This window comes from Bradyrhizobium altum (assembly GCF_020889705.1).
Lineage (GTDB): Bacteria > Pseudomonadota > Alphaproteobacteria > Rhizobiales > Xanthobacteraceae > Bradyrhizobium > Bradyrhizobium altum.
Window position 1 is genome coordinate 1 of sequence record NZ_JACMYP010000194.1, and the last position, 16,874, is coordinate 16,874.

Annotated in this window: 8 protein-coding genes and 7 pseudogenes; 4 read left to right on the top strand and 11 right to left on the bottom strand. The window is 59.5% G+C overall.

Annotated elements, in window-relative coordinates; all coding sequences use genetic code 11:
- Nucleotides 1-468: pseudogene (locus H8B02_RS33870) on the bottom strand (hypothetical protein); the annotation flags it as partial.
- 1,115 nt (nt 469-1,583) lie between these two features.
- Nucleotides 1,584-1,829: pseudogene (locus tag H8B02_RS49135) on the bottom strand (hypothetical protein); the annotation flags it as partial.
- Nucleotides 1,830-1,973: 144 nt separating this feature from the next.
- Between H8B02_RS49135 and H8B02_RS33880 the strand changes: the two are divergent.
- Together H8B02_RS33880 and H8B02_RS33885 are read left to right on the top strand one after the other, a co-directional pair.
- Nucleotides 1,974-3,086 (top strand): IS110 family RNA-guided transposase, encoded by a 1,113-nt coding sequence (locus H8B02_RS33880; RefSeq protein WP_229170209.1) that lies wholly within the window; start codon nt 1,974-1,976, stop codon nt 3,084-3,086.
- 638 nt (nt 3,087-3,724) lie between these two features.
- Complete coding sequence (locus tag H8B02_RS33885; RefSeq protein ID WP_229170210.1) at nt 3,725-4,567, top strand: host specificity protein; 843 nt, start codon at nt 3,725-3,727, stop codon at nt 4,565-4,567.
- Between the two features lie 1,359 nt (nt 4,568-5,926).
- On the opposite strand, the gene fdxB is transcribed toward H8B02_RS33885, so the two are convergent.
- The 9 genes and pseudogenes from fdxB to glmS all read right to left on the bottom strand — a co-directional run bounded on the left by fdxB (nt 5,927) and on the right by glmS (nt 14,051).
- Nucleotides 5,927-6,226: a ferredoxin III, nif-specific gene (gene fdxB, locus H8B02_RS33890; RefSeq protein WP_229170211.1), complete on the bottom strand. Its 300-nt coding sequence runs from the start codon at nt 6,224-6,226 to the stop codon at nt 5,927-5,929.
- A gap of 13 nt (nt 6,227-6,239) precedes the next feature.
- Nucleotides 6,240-6,440, bottom strand: a complete 201-nt coding sequence (locus H8B02_RS33895; RefSeq protein WP_229170212.1) for a CCE_0567 family metalloprotein — start codon at nt 6,438-6,440, stop codon at nt 6,240-6,242.
- An 8-nt stretch (nt 6,441-6,448) separates the two neighbouring features.
- On the bottom strand, nt 6,449-6,913 hold the full coding sequence (locus H8B02_RS33900) for a NifX-associated nitrogen fixation protein (RefSeq protein WP_229170213.1): 465 nt from the start codon (nt 6,911-6,913) through the stop codon (nt 6,449-6,451).
- A gap of 6 nt (nt 6,914-6,919) precedes the next feature.
- Nucleotides 6,920-7,315: pseudogene (gene nifX / locus H8B02_RS33905) on the bottom strand (nitrogen fixation protein NifX).
- Nucleotides 7,312-8,720: pseudogene (gene nifN / locus H8B02_RS33910) on the bottom strand (nitrogenase iron-molybdenum cofactor biosynthesis protein NifN). Before nifN ends, nifX begins: the two co-directional pseudogenes overlap by 4 nt.
- A gap of 9 nt (nt 8,721-8,729) precedes the next feature.
- Nucleotides 8,730-10,375, bottom strand: a pseudogene (gene nifE, locus H8B02_RS33915) (nitrogenase iron-molybdenum cofactor biosynthesis protein NifE).
- Nucleotides 10,376-10,473: 98 nt separating this feature from the next.
- Nucleotides 10,474-10,656: pseudogene (locus H8B02_RS33920) on the bottom strand (nitrogenase component 1); the annotation flags it as partial.
- Between the two features lie 607 nt (nt 10,657-11,263).
- Nucleotides 11,264-11,439: pseudogene (locus tag H8B02_RS33925) on the bottom strand (ATP-binding cassette domain-containing protein); the annotation flags it as partial.
- A gap of 785 nt (nt 11,440-12,224) precedes the next feature.
- The gene (glmS, locus tag H8B02_RS33930) at nt 12,225-14,051 is read right to left on the bottom strand and encodes a glutamine--fructose-6-phosphate transaminase (isomerizing) (RefSeq protein WP_229170215.1); all 1,827 of its coding nucleotides are present in this window, start codon (nt 14,049-14,051) and stop codon (nt 12,225-12,227) included.
- A gap of 1,190 nt (nt 14,052-15,241) precedes the next feature.
- Here glmS and gmd point away from each other — a divergent pair.
- Nucleotides 15,242-16,327 (top strand): GDP-mannose 4,6-dehydratase, encoded by a 1,086-nt coding sequence (gmd, locus tag H8B02_RS33935; protein ID WP_229170214.1) that lies wholly within the window; start codon nt 15,242-15,244, stop codon nt 16,325-16,327.
- The coding region (locus H8B02_RS33940) for an NAD-dependent epimerase/dehydratase family protein (RefSeq protein ID WP_283842284.1) at nt 16,308-16,874 on the top strand (567 nt) is incomplete at its 3' end. The genes gmd and H8B02_RS33940, both read left to right, overlap by 20 nt.

Genomic DNA, 16,874 nt, shown 5'->3' on the forward strand with positions numbered 1-16,874 from the left:
CGCCGTTTCGAGTACTCGGTGAAGTTCCCCCCGAGACATCTGCGCGGGATCTAACGCGACGTGCTCCTGGACAAAAACCGATGGGGCGGGTTGATCATCCCGCAGTAACCGCATCTCCTCGGGCCGACTGCCAGCTTCTTGCCACGCGCTGTGCTGCGCAGCGGCGTCCTCGACGCGCCTCGGCTCCATCAGCACCGCGCCTTCGGGATTGATGAGGACCACGTCCTGGGGGTGAGGATTGCGCTTGGCGCGGCGGTGTGCGATCGGCACGCCTGTCGACCGGAAGGTCCGAAGATGGTCTATTGCCTTAAGGAGGCTCTGGGGATTACCCTTTCCGATGAACTCGGACACGTCACCCTTCAACGACTTACTGTCGAGCCGAGCAACAATGCTCGGTTTGTTTTTTGCGAAGAGCCAACGGCTAAAGCTACGAAGAGAACCTGCATGGTTGGTGGAGGTTTTTGCCATCCCGGCCTTGATGAAGGCGGGCCTCCTGGAGCCTCGAGATATCGCGAGCATCCTCAAAATAAAGAGGCCGCATGTCCGCCCCCGTCACAACAATCCCCCTTGACTGAGCTGGCTGCAGCGCCGAGCACGCGCTGTGCTGCGCAGCGGCGATGTCGAGGCGCCTAGTCCCCGCCTTGACGAGGGCCTCCTCAAGCCCCAGCACCACGGGAGCATCCTCGGAATAAACAGGCCGCATGTCGTGCCCTCTCGCTATCCCCGTCGACTGAGCCGGCTGCGGCGCCGAGCCCGCGCTATGCCGCGCAGCGGCGATGTCGACGCATCCCGGCTCCATCAGTACTGCGTCTTCGGGATCGACGGGGGCGACGTTCCGGGGGGGGGGGAGGATCGAACTTTGCGTTGCGGCGTATGATCGGCATGCCCGTCGACCGGAAGGTTCGCAAATGGTCCAGGGCGCAAAGGAGTTTTTCGGGATTACGCTTTCCGGTGAACTCGAACACCTCACCGTCACCGCTCAGCGACTTACTGTCGAGCCGATCAACAATGCCCGGCTTGTTTTTTTGCGAAGAGCCGACAGCTAAAGCCACGAAGAGAAGTCGCATACTTCTTGGCGGAGCCTTCCGTCATCCCGACCTCGACGACGGCCTCCTCAAGCCGCGAGATAACGGGAGCATCCTCGGAATAAAGAGGCCGCATGTCGTGCCCTATCACAACCCCCGTCGACTGAGCCGGCTGCAGCGCCGTGGCGGCCGGCACTGCTCGACCACCTCCACCTGAACTGGCGGTCTCGCTCAGCTGCCGCTCAATGGCAACGCCTTGCGGATTGTGTAGAGTCCTCGGTCTCTTCCCTTGTCTTACCTCAGCTGTGTCATGCTCATCGTTGACGAGGACCTCCTCGCTTGGCAGGAGGTGGCTCCTGGCAAGTGCCCCCATCAACTCGTCCGGGGACTGCTGGCTGTCGCTAGCCACATTGTGAGGGGGGCTACGGCGCGGCCTCAGGTCGGGCATCGCCGTATCGGCCAGGCGCGCGGCTTCCATTTGCTGCTCAAAGGCTTCTTGCCCCGCCGGGTCCGCTTGCTGACCTTCCACGGGCGCGTGCTGCACCTCTGACGATACTGCTACACTGGAAGGGTCAAGATTGTGCTGAGCAATCTACTCGGGCACCCTTTCGAGAAGCTGACGAGGCCCTGGCCTGTGAAGCAACGGATCTCCCAAATCACAACAGCGAGGATGCCCCGCCGCCCTTGATGGGTCACGGGGGCTTTTTTTTGCGTTCGCGCCGTCAGGCGCTTTTGCAGGTTCGCCGCGGAGTCCCTGTCGAACCCGTGGTGGACTTTCCCAGCATAGTTCAGTTCATTGCCTTTGCGCCGACCAAGCTAGGTGCCGGTCCCATTTTCCTTAGTCTAGACGTTATGTCCGTCCGCTGGGATCGGCGGTCCGCCCTTTCGTGCAAAACTGCGAGGGTTGCTCGGAGGACCGAGCCGAGCCTCATGCACGGAGGACGGACCATGCGGAAGTTTAGCGAAGCATTCGTCGGATTTGATACATCTAAGAAGAGGCATGCCCTGGCAGTGGCTGAGGGCGGCCGAGAAGGAGAGGTTCGGTACCTCGGCGAGATCGATAGTTCGCCGGCGACAGTCGAGAAGGTGATGGGCAAACTCGCGACACGCTATATGAAGCTCCACGTCTGCTACGAAGCCGGCCCCACGGGATATGGGCTACACCGCCAGATCAAAGACCTCGGACACGATTGCGCGGTCGTTGCGCCATCACTTACGCCAAAAAAGCCTGGCGACCGCGTTAAGACCAATCGACGTGATGCCGTCACGCTGGCGCGGTTGCATCGAGCGGGCGAACTGACCTCGGTATGGGTGCCGGATGCGGTCCATGAAGCTGTTCGTGACCTGACGCGAGCGCGCGAGTCAGCAGCGGACGATTTGCGCAAAAAGCGGCAGCAATTGGTGGCTTTCCTACTCCGTCATGGTCGGATCTTCACTGGACTTAAACATTGGACCCGCGCTCATTGGCGTTGGCTTGCGCAGCAAAGCTTCGAGCACCCAGCGCAGCAAATCGTCTTCCAAGATACCATCAACGCGATCGAGGACGCGGTCGGACGGTTACACGGTCTCGACCAGCAGCTCGCCGTAGTCGTCCCAAGCTGGTCAATGGCGCCTGTCGTCGCGGCATGTCAGGCAATGCGTGGCGTATCCTTTCTCGTGGCCATCACATTCGTGGCGGAGATTGGCGACGTGCGTCGGTTCGACAACCCACGCCAACTCATGTCGTTCCTCGGCCTCGTGCCTTCAGAGCGTTCGACCGGCAACACCGTGCGGCGAGCTGGCCTTACTCTCACTGGTAATCGCCGTGCTCGCCGCGTCCTCATCGAAGGGGCATGGACCTATCGCTATCCAGCACGCGTCAGTGAGACCCTGCAAACCCGCATTGAACAGCTGCCAAAGGCCGTCCGCGACATCGCCTGGCGAGCCCAGGTCAGACTCTGCGCTCGTTATCGTCGCCTGATAACAGCCGGCAAGAAGGCGCCGGTGGCCATCGCGGCGATCGCCCGCGAGATGGCCGCCTTTCTTTGGGCCATCGGCCAGGAGGTGCATCCGCTTACCTGAGGCGGCGGGCATTCATCCAACTGCACAGCGCTGGGGATGGGGCCACGGAAGGGAACCCCTGGCTAGACTACGTGGCCGAGCTCCGCTCGACGCCCGCCTCTAGATGCCGGGTCAGCCCTGAGACGAAACACGGAAGGCGGTAACCAATCCGCGAATAAGAGTCTGATCGACCGTCGTCTTGAGCGCCCCATCTCCTGCTCTGTGCAGCTTCACTCAGACAAACCCCCCGGCGTCCACCTCGACGTCCGGACTTTGCTCATGCTTAAATAGCATTGACTACGGACATAAGAGTCTAGGGTAGCGCCGGTGATGGTCAGCGTCTCCCGCCGGGCACAGGGCTTCTTCAGCCGAATGCTGCCACGGCCCGAGACATAGGGGCTGTCGGCGACCTTCGAGACGACGCCCTTATCATCCGATCTTGCAAGCGTGCTCGAACATTGCGCGTCGACCTCGCCACTTTCGCTGAACTGAATGTCAGTGTCTGCGATGAGTTTCTTTGACTCGGCTTGCGTAGCCGTCGCGTCGGAGTGCGGGCGGATGCTTTGGTCAGGTTGTGGTCAGCTAGGTTGTATATCCTCGCCGCAGAGCTTGCGCGGCACGAGCTCAATCGCGTGCAATTCTGCCGATAGGAGAGTCTGATGTATGGCAGAATCGTTGGCTCATCCAGCCAGTCCACAAGCGCTAGCCAAGCTGATGAACCGGGAGAAGCGGGAGATAGCCCCCGCTTTGCGGAAACGGTTGCAGGCATGGAGCCGGGTGGGTCGTCGTCCGGGACAACGGGGCCGTACTCTCTGGCTTCCGAACCGCCCATTATAGAGATCGACCGTTCGTCCTTCATGGAAGGAGTGAGGAGATTCCTGGGCAGTGACATCAGGCACATTGCCGGTAACCCACAAGAGTACTCGGATTTCGTGTCCGAGAAAGCTGAGCGCGCAGCAACGGTTGCTGGAGGTTATGCCAACACCTTCGATGATCCAGACAAGCCGGCACGATTTTACAGCTATCAGTTAGGCGACGAAACTGTTGGGCTTTTAAGAGCAGGAGGCCCGGCTCGGATTAAAGGAGACCATTTTCAGCAACAGTTCGGGCGCAACCATATCACGTCCGTGGTAGATCTTCGGGTTACTCATCCGCTGGTCGAGAACGCGGGCGATATCCTGCTGGAACATCAACTGCGAATGGACGGCGATCATCCGTTGGTCTTGTCACGTCCTGCCGGTGAAGCCATGGAACCTCGTCTGGCGGAAATGGGCTTTGTTCACGTGGGCCGTAATCACTGGGTGCTTGATCCTAACCAGCATCCCGAAGTGTGGACGAAGAACGAGAACGACGAGTGGCAGCGGGTAGACAGGCCTACGAAGTATCTTTCAAAAGTCGAGGATAGCGATAGCGATACTCAAGAGAGCTTCGAGACGGAGTCCTCCGACGATGATCCTTCATTTTACCTGGCGCGCGCTTTTAGGGGGTTGCGCGTGGAGTAGTAGCTGCGATAGCAGCACGCGGCGGGAAATGACGGGCATTTCGCCGTTGCGCGCGTGAGCGCAAAAGTCTTGGCCAAAGGGGGGCGCACGCTCGCAGCGTGAGCCCCCTTTCCGTCTGCCTGGTCACCTAGATGGGCTGAGAACGCTGCAAAGCGTCGACGCCGGGCGGCTTCGTGATCGTTCGCCTATCGCTTGGGATTGTGGACCTCGTTCTCGTTGGAGTCCTATAGCGGCGTTTCAGCGCCGAAAGCCGGCCAAGCTGGCAACGAGGCTCTTGTTCGGGGTTGATCGAAGCGGCTCTGGCGCGTGCCGACTGGCGCCAGATGGATTTACGCAATCAAGTTCGACGGCTATCGCGGGCAGGTTCACAACGAACGAAGCCATCAAGATCTTCATCCGCCGGGCCTCGGGCGCACCGGTTCCGCAATCGCCAGCGAAGCCTGGCACGTTTCCGCCGGAAGCCCGATCTTCGGCGACGAGGGGAGTGCCGGCGGCTGATGGTACGACGGATTGTTCGAGCTCAAGGGGCGGTCGAGGAAGATCGTCCTGGTCGCGTTCGACCTGCTCTATCTCAACGGCTACGCGTTCGGAAGCTGCGCTCCACGCACAAATCCGCGCGCGAATCACAAACACTCGCCGGTCACCATCTGCAATCGTAGGCTGACGGCGTAATATCGCCGGCGCTTGATCCATCAAGGTCGTGACGCCTGACGGCACAGATTTACACCACCGCCCTCCCATCGGACCTTGGCCCGCCATTGAGATACCCGGTTTGACCATGCAGCCGTGTGTCGAGGAGCGGCGGCTTGCGTGCTGCATTTCCGCCCGGTGCTTTTGCCGTGTGCCATCCGGGTTACCAATGGAGAAGTGCGCAGGAGGCACAGCTACCGCCGTCACATCCGCTTCAACGCGATCGGCCGTGATAGGGCAGACAATTGTCCATAGCCCGGCCCACCGCGGCCGACGTACGCTCCTGCAACCGGGTACGCCACAGGATAAAGGGGCACCATTTGCTCCGCAGCAGCGGCCACTTCGGAAACCAGCAATTCGCAATCTGTGACGACCACGAAGGCAACTTGATCATCCGCCGGGCCCGCGCAAGGGCCAGGACGCCTTTCGCGAAAACTTGGACCTTGCGATAGGAGAACGATTCGCGAGCGGAGCGCCACTCAATCGGTGCGGCCTGCCTCAAGGACCAAGCAGCCTATGCGCCGATATCTCCGCTCGTTCCGTCTTGCTGCTCGGTGAACGATCGAGGCCTTTCAAGCCCGCCAGCCCCGTCTCCATTGCGGATTCGCCTGATCAACAATCGGTCTTCCTCGCATATATTCCGCCTGCTGCGAGAGAGCCAGCCTTCGCTCACGCGGCTTCCGCTGCGGCTGAAGCGTGGGTCTGGCAGTTAGCCGGGCAAACCCTGGCGCAAGCGGCGCAGCCGATGCAGGCGCCCTGATCGTTCAGCACCATGATTTTCTTCTCGATCTCATCATCCTCGTCATCGTCGAGGTCGACAAGCTCGCCCTCCTCGTTGATTCCTTTCAACGTCATGACGTCTCGGCCGCACACCTTGAAACAGCGGCCACAGCCGATGCACTTCTTGCCATCGATCGAGACCAGGTAGTCTGGCGTCCAGTCGCGGCCATCGCGCGTTGCAAATGACATGAGTCGGGCCCCTTTAAGTGTTTTCCAGCGCCTTCAAATCATGGCTCTTGCGCTCGAGTTCGGCATAGGCATCGTGCGCCTTCTGCGCCACCGCCATGATCGAGGTCCAGTTGACGGGCACTTCTTCCGAAAGGTCGTGCAGATCCATCTTGGCTTGTATCGCCCTGGCAGACAGTTTCTTTAGTTCTGCTTTAAGTGTTTCACGATCGCTCATGAGTGCCCTCAATAGTTCGCCACGTCCGGAATTTTCCGAATCAGGTCGATTCCGTCGCTGACATATTTGTCACCTTCCTGCGAGAGCTTTGCGAAACTATCGAAGCCGAAGCGATGCACATCGCGCAGCTGCTTGTTCACGGCGATCAGCCGGCCTCCGATCAGCACCACGCGGCCGAAGCCTTCATGATGCAGCTTCACAATCGGTTGGATCATCACGCCGGTCACCCTCTCGATCGAGAGCGCGACCGCGTCGAAGAACAGCTCAAGCCGCCACACCGTATCGGGATCGGGATCGCCGACAATCGGCGATGCGCGCCGTTTCTCCTTGTCCAAGATATAGGGTTCGAGCAAGTCGAGATCGCTCTTCGCCTCCCAGACTCCGTTGGTGTCCTGAGCGCGCCAAATCTTGACCAGCTCCATGAGGATCGGCGCATCGACGGTGCTGCCCTTCTGCTCTATTTTTGCGCTCATATCACCTCATTCGTCTAACTCGAACGTACGCCGTTGGTCCTTTGCCAATGCCTTGCGTAGCCAGGGAGGCGGCGTGCCCTTCAGGGCGTGTTCGAGTTTTTCGAGCAGCACCAGAATGCTTTCTGGCTTGTTCACCTTGATAGGATGGATCTTGTTGGTCACCACCCGCGCGGCCCCGGCGCCGCCGATGGCGGCGACGTAAAGGATTGCGCAATCCTTGATCGCCTCGATCTTCGGCGCCAACTTGTCGTCGTTGCCGTCTTCCTTAAGATCGCCCTCAAACTCAACCGCTTTGAGAAACACGTGCCCGCCTGGCGCGACATCTTAGATAGCGATATTCTTTGCCCAACCGAAATGAGCATCGACGCGTCTCAAGTCTTGAGTGGCGAATGCGACCTTCATGCAATCGACCTCTCAGCTGCGCCGGCGGAGCTGCGATACCCCGAGCATCGTGGCAGTCCGGACGCAGTCCGCCAGCTATCGGGCGTAGGCTGATGGCTCTCCTCGCGGTGCGCGATCACGAGATTTGCGATATCGAAGATCAGATTGCGGGTACCACGATAGCCCACGGATAGTTGGTGTCCTGCGCCAAGTCGATCGAACATCGGAAAACCCGTACGATAGAACGGGATTTTCAACCGAGCCGCCGCTTGCCTGCCATGCGAATGCGTGATCAGCAGGTCGCAATGCCGTGTTTTGGCAAGGTCCTCCAGATCCTCGAGATCGCCAATGAGTACCTCCTTGGTCTTGGTCCGCTCGATCACCACCGACTGGGTGGTCGTCACGGCCGCGGTCACCTGCGCGCCCATGTCATGCAGCATGCCGGAGAGGTCGAACAGGAGGTCCGGCTCAGCGCCGATCGCAAGTTTGCGACCGCCAATATGGAAGTGCGCGTCCAGCATTGCATCGGCGAGCTGACCGCGCTGGCGCCGATATTTCAATGGTATGGGGCGGCCGCTGATCTCACTCAAAACGTCATGAACTCGTCGTTAGGACCGAGACCACACAGCCGCTCGAAGATGCGAAAAGCCACGCCGGTTTTGACCTGCATGACCTCTGCCGCTCGCCGCATCTGCGCGCCGATCGCAATCGTCCACCCGGCGCGGCCCATGCTCGTAATTTCATCGACGCCGATGCTGCCGATGGTCGTTGGCGTAAACTCATCAGGGATATGCCCATCGAGCGACCCCGCCAGGTCAGGGAGGAACGACGGGCGCAACCCGAAATCCTCCAGTATGACACGGAGTTCATCAAGATCGCCGGGCGTCAGGTGACACCCCGGCAGAACATTCACCTTCGACGGATCCCGCAGGCCATTGGCGTTGGGCCCTTCCACCAGCACCTCCGCAATGCGTGCCACAGCTTTCTCCCGGCCGTCCTGAAACGCGCCCTTGAAATCAGGTGTCGAGACATAGACCAGCGGCAACTTTGCGAGCTGCGGATGCTTGCTCCGGATTAGCTTGAGGTAGGCATCCACATCGTCGCCGTTGGTTTCGGTGACGCCGGTGGAGCAGATTCCGATGATCTTTGGCTTGGTACGGTTGTAGATGTTCAGTATCGCCTGCTCGAGGTTCTCATAGCCGCCGAGGACGGTCGCGACCTCACTCATCGCGGTGGTTTGCAGCGGTACTGCCTCCTTGAAATGCCGGACAAAGAGCGTGAGCCCGAAGGATGTGCATCCCTGGGAGCCGTGCAGCAGCGGCATCGCCCCACGCAGCCCCATGAAGGCGAATGCGCCGCCGATCGGCTGGCTCATCTTCAGCGGGTTGACAGCGCAGGCCTTTGTCGGCGCCGTGACGATGGCCATGACGCCTCCCTATTCTACCGCCTGTCGCGTGACGGATGGCTCGGACACCAATATACCTTCGATGCGTCTTTGGCAGCAGCCACCGACCGCCTTGGTATGCTCTGTGACCGCTGCGACGGTCGTCAGACCATGCGCGTAGATCGCATCCTCGATCGTGCCGAGATCGACGGTGTTACAGAAGCAGATCTTCCTCGCGCGGCGCGCGGCTTCGGCGAGCGCCGGGTCGCGGGCGATCGCGACCACCGGCGATTGCAGCCGCTCCATCGCCTTGGCCAAGGCCTCCCATGGTGCCGGTCGACGTAGCTGTCCCCACATCGGATTGGAGAGCGACTCGTCGATCTCCTCCACCAGCTTGACCATTCCGACTTAGCCCATAAAGGCGTGGCAACGCTCCTGGTTGATATCGAGCCAGGGCATCGCCGCTTTCGGCGCGACGAACTGCGACTTGCCGCCCGATAGCATGATGTCCGCTTTTGCGTCCTTCAACATCCTGTACATTTCGCGCGGCGTCTGTCCTCGATCATGTGGGCATCCTGCCCCAGGAGCTCCTTGATGCGCTCCTTGTCTTCCCTGGTTGATTTCTTCACGCTGGTTCCGACTAACTCGAGCCCGGCTTGCTGGAGCGCCGCAACGACCGACCATGACTTGACGCCGCCGGTAATCAACAAGGCCTTCTTGCCTTCGAATCGTGGCTTGTACGGCTCGATCGCAGCCCAGGCCCACGCTTTCTCGCGCGCGATCACCGCTTGGGTGCGCCCGAGAAGATCTTTCGGCGCGCCGCGCTCAACCAACAAGCGGGCAATCTGGCGCAGCGATTCGCTCGAATCTTGAATACCGTAGAACGACCCCTCGAAGAACGGGATCCCGTAGCGTTGGTCCATCTTGCGTGCGACGTTGATCATGGACTTTGAACACACCAACATCGCCGCCCGGGCGCGATGAGAGGAAGCGACTTGGCTATATTTACCATCGCCGGAGATGCAGGAGAGAATCCGCACTCCAAGCTCGTCTAACAGTGGCTTCACCTGCCAGAGCTCTCCCGAAAGGTTGTATTCCCCGATCAGGTTGATATCGTACGGCGTGGTGTAGTCGGGCTCTTGCGTTCCGATCACATAGTCGAGTAAGGCCTCGCCGGCGGGCTTGTTACCGAGGTTCTTGGAGCCGACGAAGCCCGGGGAATTAATCGGGATCACCGGCTTTCCGAACCTTTGAGATGCTGCCTTACAGACCGCGTTGACGTCGTCGCCGATCATCGCCGGAATGCAGGTTTGATCGACGAAGATGGCGGGCGGGTCACACTTGTCGATGATTTCCTTGATCGCTTCGCAGAGCCGCTTCTCGCCTCCGAACACGATATCGGTTTCGCTCAAATCGGTCGTGAATGCAGTGCGCCACAGATTCGAACCGGAAGACGCCGCGCCGCGATTGTCCCAGGAATTACCTTCGCAGGCGATCGGACCATGCACCAAGTGAGCGACGTCCGTGAACGGCTGCAGCGCAATCTTGGCGCCGTCGAAAGCACAGCCGCCGGCAGCGCTACCCGGCTGCAGCTGCTTGGTGCAGCCCTTCTTGCGCTCAGCCTCCGACTTTCTGCCATTCTTGGCGCAGCCCGGCTCGTTGAAGATATTCTGGACCGTGGCCGCTAGCGAACTCATCCGTTTCTCCTCTCCGCGGAAGCTAATTGCAAGGTCAACCATCGTGCGCTTGTGCCATCGTCGAGTGTTCTCGGCGATGGCACGCGCACTGTCCGTCATCAACGAATGATGTCGAAGCTGTAGTCAGTTTTGCCAAGAACGTTGGTCTTCTTGTCGATCTCGTCGAAGATCTTGTCGAGGATCTTCACCGGCACATTCAGGCCGCCCTGATAGCCCCATACAGGGGAGCGGTGATGGTGATGCCGATCAAAAACCGGAAAGCCTATGCGGATCAGTGGCGACTTCCCACCAGGATACGAACACGGCGGCGATGCCATTGCCGGTGATGTTGGTAAGGGCAGTCTCTTGGCGGCGAAAGGATTGCCCCATTTTGCCAAAAATGTTATAGTTCTCCCGCCGGAGAAAAGGCCACCCGCGCCAGGAGGGCTCGTCTTGTCCACGCTTCCGGCTGGCGGGCAGAACGCAGACGGGACATTCGATGTGCTCGTGCATGCGCTTATCAAGGCGAGGCAGCTATTCTCGTGATTCGGCGAGCCGGCCATGGCTAGGTGGTGAGGCACCTTGCGCTGAGCTGAGGAGGATGATGACGTCATGCACTCTGCAGCATCGTCATCGCAGAAGGTGAGCACCTATAGGTCTCGGCAAGCATCGATAGTACTCGCAGGCCTGTGTCGGCCAGCTCGGCCTTGCAGTCGGTTTTCCTTGTTACGGTCGCCTTCGGTGAGCGTGATCGCAGCGTACTGCGATCACGGAAACGCTCGAGAATCGGGCAGGGCAATTCCACGCATAGTGTGAGCTTGATCCTCAGGGCCAGATATACCGCTTCGAATTTCTTGCTCCGACGGAATGGAAAATTCCGTGGTGCGAGTATAACTTCTTCGGACCTTCACCGGTGACTTCATACCCCCCTTGCCCGCGATGACGTGGGACAGGGTCGATTTACCGGATCCGTTGGGCCCCATGATCGCGTGCACCTCACCCGCATCGACGTTAAGATCGAGGCCGCGAATAATTTCTCGGCCCTGGACACCAACATGCAAATCTCGGACTTCGAGTAGCGTCATTCTGATCTGATCCCTGAAATGCGTCATCGGGAATGGCGAGCCGAATTCGGGAGGCTCACGGGACGTTTGGTTATCCGACAGATCCCTCGAGCGAGATCGAAATCAGCTTCTGCGCCTCCACTGCGGACTCCATCGGCAGCTTTTGCAGAACGTCTTTCGCAAAGGCGTTGACGACGAGGCCAACGGCCTGTCCGCGGCTGACTTTTGGGTCCGTCTCCTTGCTCTCTCAGTCGCTGGCCCGGGTTGGCCATGACTCCACCTAGCGCGCGAATGTCGAGCTTCTAACAATCCTTATAATTCTTTGATGACGGGTAGGAACTGGGAGGACTGCGGTGGCACGTGCGACCCAAACCGGATGAGCCGCTGCTGCGCTCGATCTAAGGGAGAAACTGGACCGCTAATCCGAGGCAATCGTCCCAGGGTGGAAGCGCATGTTCAACTTGCCAGACGTGGCGCGGATGCTGGCAGTTGGGAAAGTAGGTTGTCGCGCGTATACGCTGCCACTGAATTAGCCGCGGCGGAGCGGCTCGAAGCTGTCTGCACCGAGTTGCTCGTCGGCAAGTTACGAGATTAGTTAGAGGGTATCGTTTCGCCGCTCAGCGGAGGACGAGCGGCTGACGACAGCATTGCCTGAGGTCGTGCAACCATGCGGCAGCTACGAACAACTTCGGATACAGCAAATTGAGAACTTGTCCGGTTCCGTCATCCACAAAACCGACGCGACCAAACGCAAGCCCAACGGCTCGACGCCGAGGCGTCGATGTACCGATGCTAACGCTGCGGCCTCACTCGACAGTCACCGATTTCGCGAGATTACGCGGCTGATCCACGTCCGCGCCCCTTACGAGGGCGGTATGGTAAGCCAACAGCTGCACTGGAATGGCATAGACTATCGGCGTAAAGCTTGCGGCCATCTCCGGCAGTACAATGGTCATGAGTGTGTCCACCGTCGCTTCCAAAGCCCCCTTCGCATCGGTGATCAGGATGATCTTGCCGCTCCGAGCCGCAACTTCTTGCATGTTCGAGACGGTCTTCTCGAAGACCTCGTCGTAAGGCGCAATCACCACCACAGGCACGGCCTCATCGATCAACGCGATCGGTCCGTGCTTGAGCTCGCCGGCGGCATAACCTTCTGAATGAATATAGGAAATTTCCTTCAGCTTGAGTGCGCCCTCCATCGCCAGCGGAGCCGATGTGCCACGACCGAGATAGAGCACGTCCCTCGATTCGGCGATATCACGCGAGAGCTTCTCGATCTGCGGCTCGGTCAACAGCGCCGCGGCAATCAACCGCGGCACTTCGATAAGCTCGCGCACGAGTTTCGATTCGTCGATTTCAGACAGCTTACCGCGCCCTTTGCCTGCCGCGACGGCAAGCGCCGCCAACACCATCAGCTGGCAGATGAATGCTTTCGTGGAAGCGACGCCGATTTCTGGTCCAGCTAGCGTCGGCAGAACGGATTCGCTCTCGCGCGCGATCGTCGACGTCGGGACGTTGACCACGGATATCGTGTGCAGGCCCTGGCTCTTGGCGTATCGCAACGCGGCTAGCGTGTCAGCGGTTTCGCCCGACTGCGAGATGACGATCGCGAGATCGCCTTGGCGCAAAGGCGCCTCCCTGTAGCGAAACTCAGACGCCACGTCGATCTCGACAGGCAAGCGCGCCAGCCGCTCGAACCAATATTTGGCAATGTGCCCGGCATAGCTTGCCGTGCCGCATGCCGTAATCGATATGCGCTGAATGGAATTAAAGTCAAACGGCAACGTGAGCGGCAGGGCGACGCGCTTGGCCGCCATATCGAGATAATGCGCCAATGTCTTGCCGGCCACCGTCGGCTGCTCGTGGATTTCCTTGGCCATGAAGTGGCGATAATTCGCTTTGTCCACCAGGAGTGACGATACGCCAGACCTCGATGTTTCCCGCTGGACGACGGCGCCGTCTGCGCTATAGATCACGCAGATCGCGCGCGTAAGCACGGCCCAGTCGCCGTCTTCAAGATAGGTAATGGTGTCGGTCAAGGGCGCGAGCGCGATCGCGTCCGATCCTAGATACACCTCGCCGTTACCATGTCCGATCGCAAGGGGCGATCCCTTGCGCGCGCCGATCAAAAGATCGTCGTGGGCCTTGAAAAGGAAAGCCAGCGCGAAGGCTCCGCGCAGCCGCGGCAGCGACGCTTGTACCGCGTCCTGCGGCGAGTAGCCGTTCATGAGATAAGATTCGACGAGATGCGCCACCACCTCGGTGTCCGTCTCTGAGTTAAAATGGGCTCCATCCCGCTCCAGTTCGGCTCGCAATTCGCGATAATTCTCAATGATCCCGTTATGAACAACCGCGACATTTTCCGTCGCATGCGGATGAGCATTGCTCTCGGTCGGCTTTCCATGAGTCGCCCAGCGGGTGTGACCGATACCGGCATGACCCGAAGGCGGATAATAGCGCAGGCGCTCCTCAAGGTTTCTCAGCTTACCCGCAGCACGCCGGCGCTCGATACGGAGACCTTCGAGCGTCGCCAGGCCTGCGGAGTCGTAGCCACGATATTCCAATCGCTTGAGCGAAGCGACCAACTGCCCAACGACCGGACCACGCCCCAAGATGCCGACAATTCCACACATATCGATCAACGCAGCCCAAGTTCAAGGAGCCTGACGTTGCCCCACAGGAATCCCGTCGTGAAATTAACTTGCCCGATGGTAACAGGTGTCAAGTTCGGGATTTCTCGCGGTTACCTGTATCGCCGCCGCATTCACAAGAGTGAGTTAGATCTCTTTCAGCCATCATCGCTTCGCCCGCCTACTTTCGCTTTTGGCTACCCGAGGTACAAACTGCGATGCGGCTGCGAATAGCGTGATCGCTTTGTGCGGTATCGAATTCCGATCCGTGCAGACTCGCTAGGTTGCAACGATACCTGTCGTCGTCGCAACAATCCGCTGCGGACATATCGCGCAAATAGTCTGCTCCATAGATTGAGGACATTCGAACCAGACGGTAGGCGTGAATTGTCCTATGTTACTGGAAACAATCTGTCGCGCGAATTTAAGAGGCTCCTCATACTCGAACCGAGGCAACGTTGTGCTTGTCGGGATGACGCTAAACGATTGGCATCGAAGCTCTATTGTACGAACGTAAGGTTTCGATATAGAAACGTTCGAGGATCTATACCAACGTTTGCTACTCTTTCTCACTGTGTCTTGCGTCGATCGTCCACTACGTGCCGCGAGTTGGATATTGGTAAAGGCGCTGATCATGGTTGATGAGTCGGCTGCCCAGACTGAGCATTCTGTTCGGAAGTTAAATGTACCGACGCTTTGCAGACTACGAATTGATGCACAGGCTTGACTGTATGCTGGCTTGTATGCCGTCATTCCGACAAATGCATTGACGACTGCGGCCTCAGCACGTCACTCTCCCGCTCATACGGAGACCACGCGAATGCATACATGCGCCTGAGGAACACAGACCTTCGGCTGCTATTTCATTGGAATTATCGCCTGGCGCAAGTGCGCCCGGCCGCGGGTAACCAGTGTTTTCCGTTCATCTCGCCTGCCTAGGATCATCGCGGTATCAGGCAGGTTGCGAGGGCTAGTTGACTTCATTTTTTGAAACTTAATGGAGGTGGCTCGCTCCAGTCCAATATAAATCAATGTATATAGTGTGCATTGCTGCGTGATCTGTATGACTGGAGCTGACGATCGCTCTCCTCTAATTGCGGGTAGAGCGCTTGCGCATCTGGATTTCTCGAGAAACGGCTTCGCAAATAGCGCTTCAAGGACAGGCTGTCTTTCCGGCGCAACTAAGAGAGACCATGGCGGCTCAGGACTCAAAGCGGCGCGTAGCGCTGATCACCGGCATCACCGGGCAGGATGGCGCGTATCTCACCGAATATCTGCTCGGGCTCGGCTACACCGTGCACGGGGTCAAGCGTCGCTCGTCCTCGTTCAACACCGCGCGCGTCGACCATCTCTACCAGGATCCGCACGCCGGCGATGTACCGTTTCTGATGCACTACGGCGACATGACCGATTCGACCAATCTGATCCGCCTGACGCAGCAGATCCGGCCGACCGAGATCTACAATCTGGCCGCCCAGAGCCATGTCCAGGTCAGTTTCGAGAGCCCGGAATACACCGCCAATGCCGATGCCATCGGCGTACTGCGCCTTTTGGAGGCAATCCGCATCCTCGGCATGGAAAAGGAGACGCGGTTCTATCAGGCGTCGACCTCGGAGCTTTACGGGCTCGTGCAGGAGGTACCGCAGAAGGAGACCACGCCGTTCTATCCGCGCTCGCCCTATGGCGTCGCCAAGCTCTATGGCTACTGGATCACGGTGAACTACCGTGAGGCCTATGGCATGTTCGCCAGCAACGGTATCCTGTTCAACCATGAGAGCCCGATCCGCGGCGAGACCTTCGTGACGCGCAAGATCACGCGCGCCGTCGCCCGCATCGAGGTCGGCCTGGAGAACAAGCTCTACCTCGGCAATCTCGATGCCAAGCGCGACTGGGGCCATGCCCGCGACTATGTCGAGGGCATGCACCGAATCCTGCAGGCGGACGAGCCTGGCGATTTCGTGCTCGCGACCGGCGAGACGCGTTCGGTCCGCGAATTCGTCGAGCTGGCATTTGCGGAGGTCGGCCGCAGCATCGAATGGCGCGGCAAGGGCGTCGAGGAGATCGGTGTCGACAAGGCGTCCGGCAACACCCTGGTGCAGATCGACCCGACCTATTTCCGCCCGACCGAGGTCGATCTTCTGATCGGTGATGCCAGCAAGGCACGCGCCAAGCTCGGCTGGGCGCCGAAGACGCCGTTCGCGCAGCTGGTGAAGGAAATGGTCGCCAGCGATCTCGTCGAGGCCAGGCAGGATGCAGCCAATGGCAAGCACGGCGTTTGAACTGAAGGACAAGACGGTTTTCGTTGCCGGCCATCGCGGCATGGTCGGTTCGGCGCTGATGCGCCGGCTGGCGCGCGAAGGGGCCGATCTGCTGACGGTATCGCGCAGCGAGGTCGACCTGCGCGACCAGGCCGCGGTCAACGCCTGGTTTGCCGCGAAGCGGCCACAGGCCGTGTTCCTCGCCGCCGGCAAGGTCGGCGGCATCGTCGCCAACAACACGCTGCGGGCGGAATTCCTCTACGACAATCTGGCGATCTCGACCAATGTGATCCAGGCGGCCCATGCCAATGGGTGCGAGAAGCTGATGTTCTTCGGCTCGTCCTGCATCTACCCGCGATTGGCGCCGCAGCCGCTGCGCGAGGATTCGATGCTGACCGGCCCGCTGGAGCCGACCAACGAGCCCTATGCCATCGCCAAGATCGCCGGCATCAAGATGGTGGAGGCCTATCGCAGCCAGTATGGCGCCGATTACATCAGCGTGATGCCGACCAATCTCTACGGTCCCGGCGACAATTATCATCCCGAATACAGCCACGTCGTCGCGGCG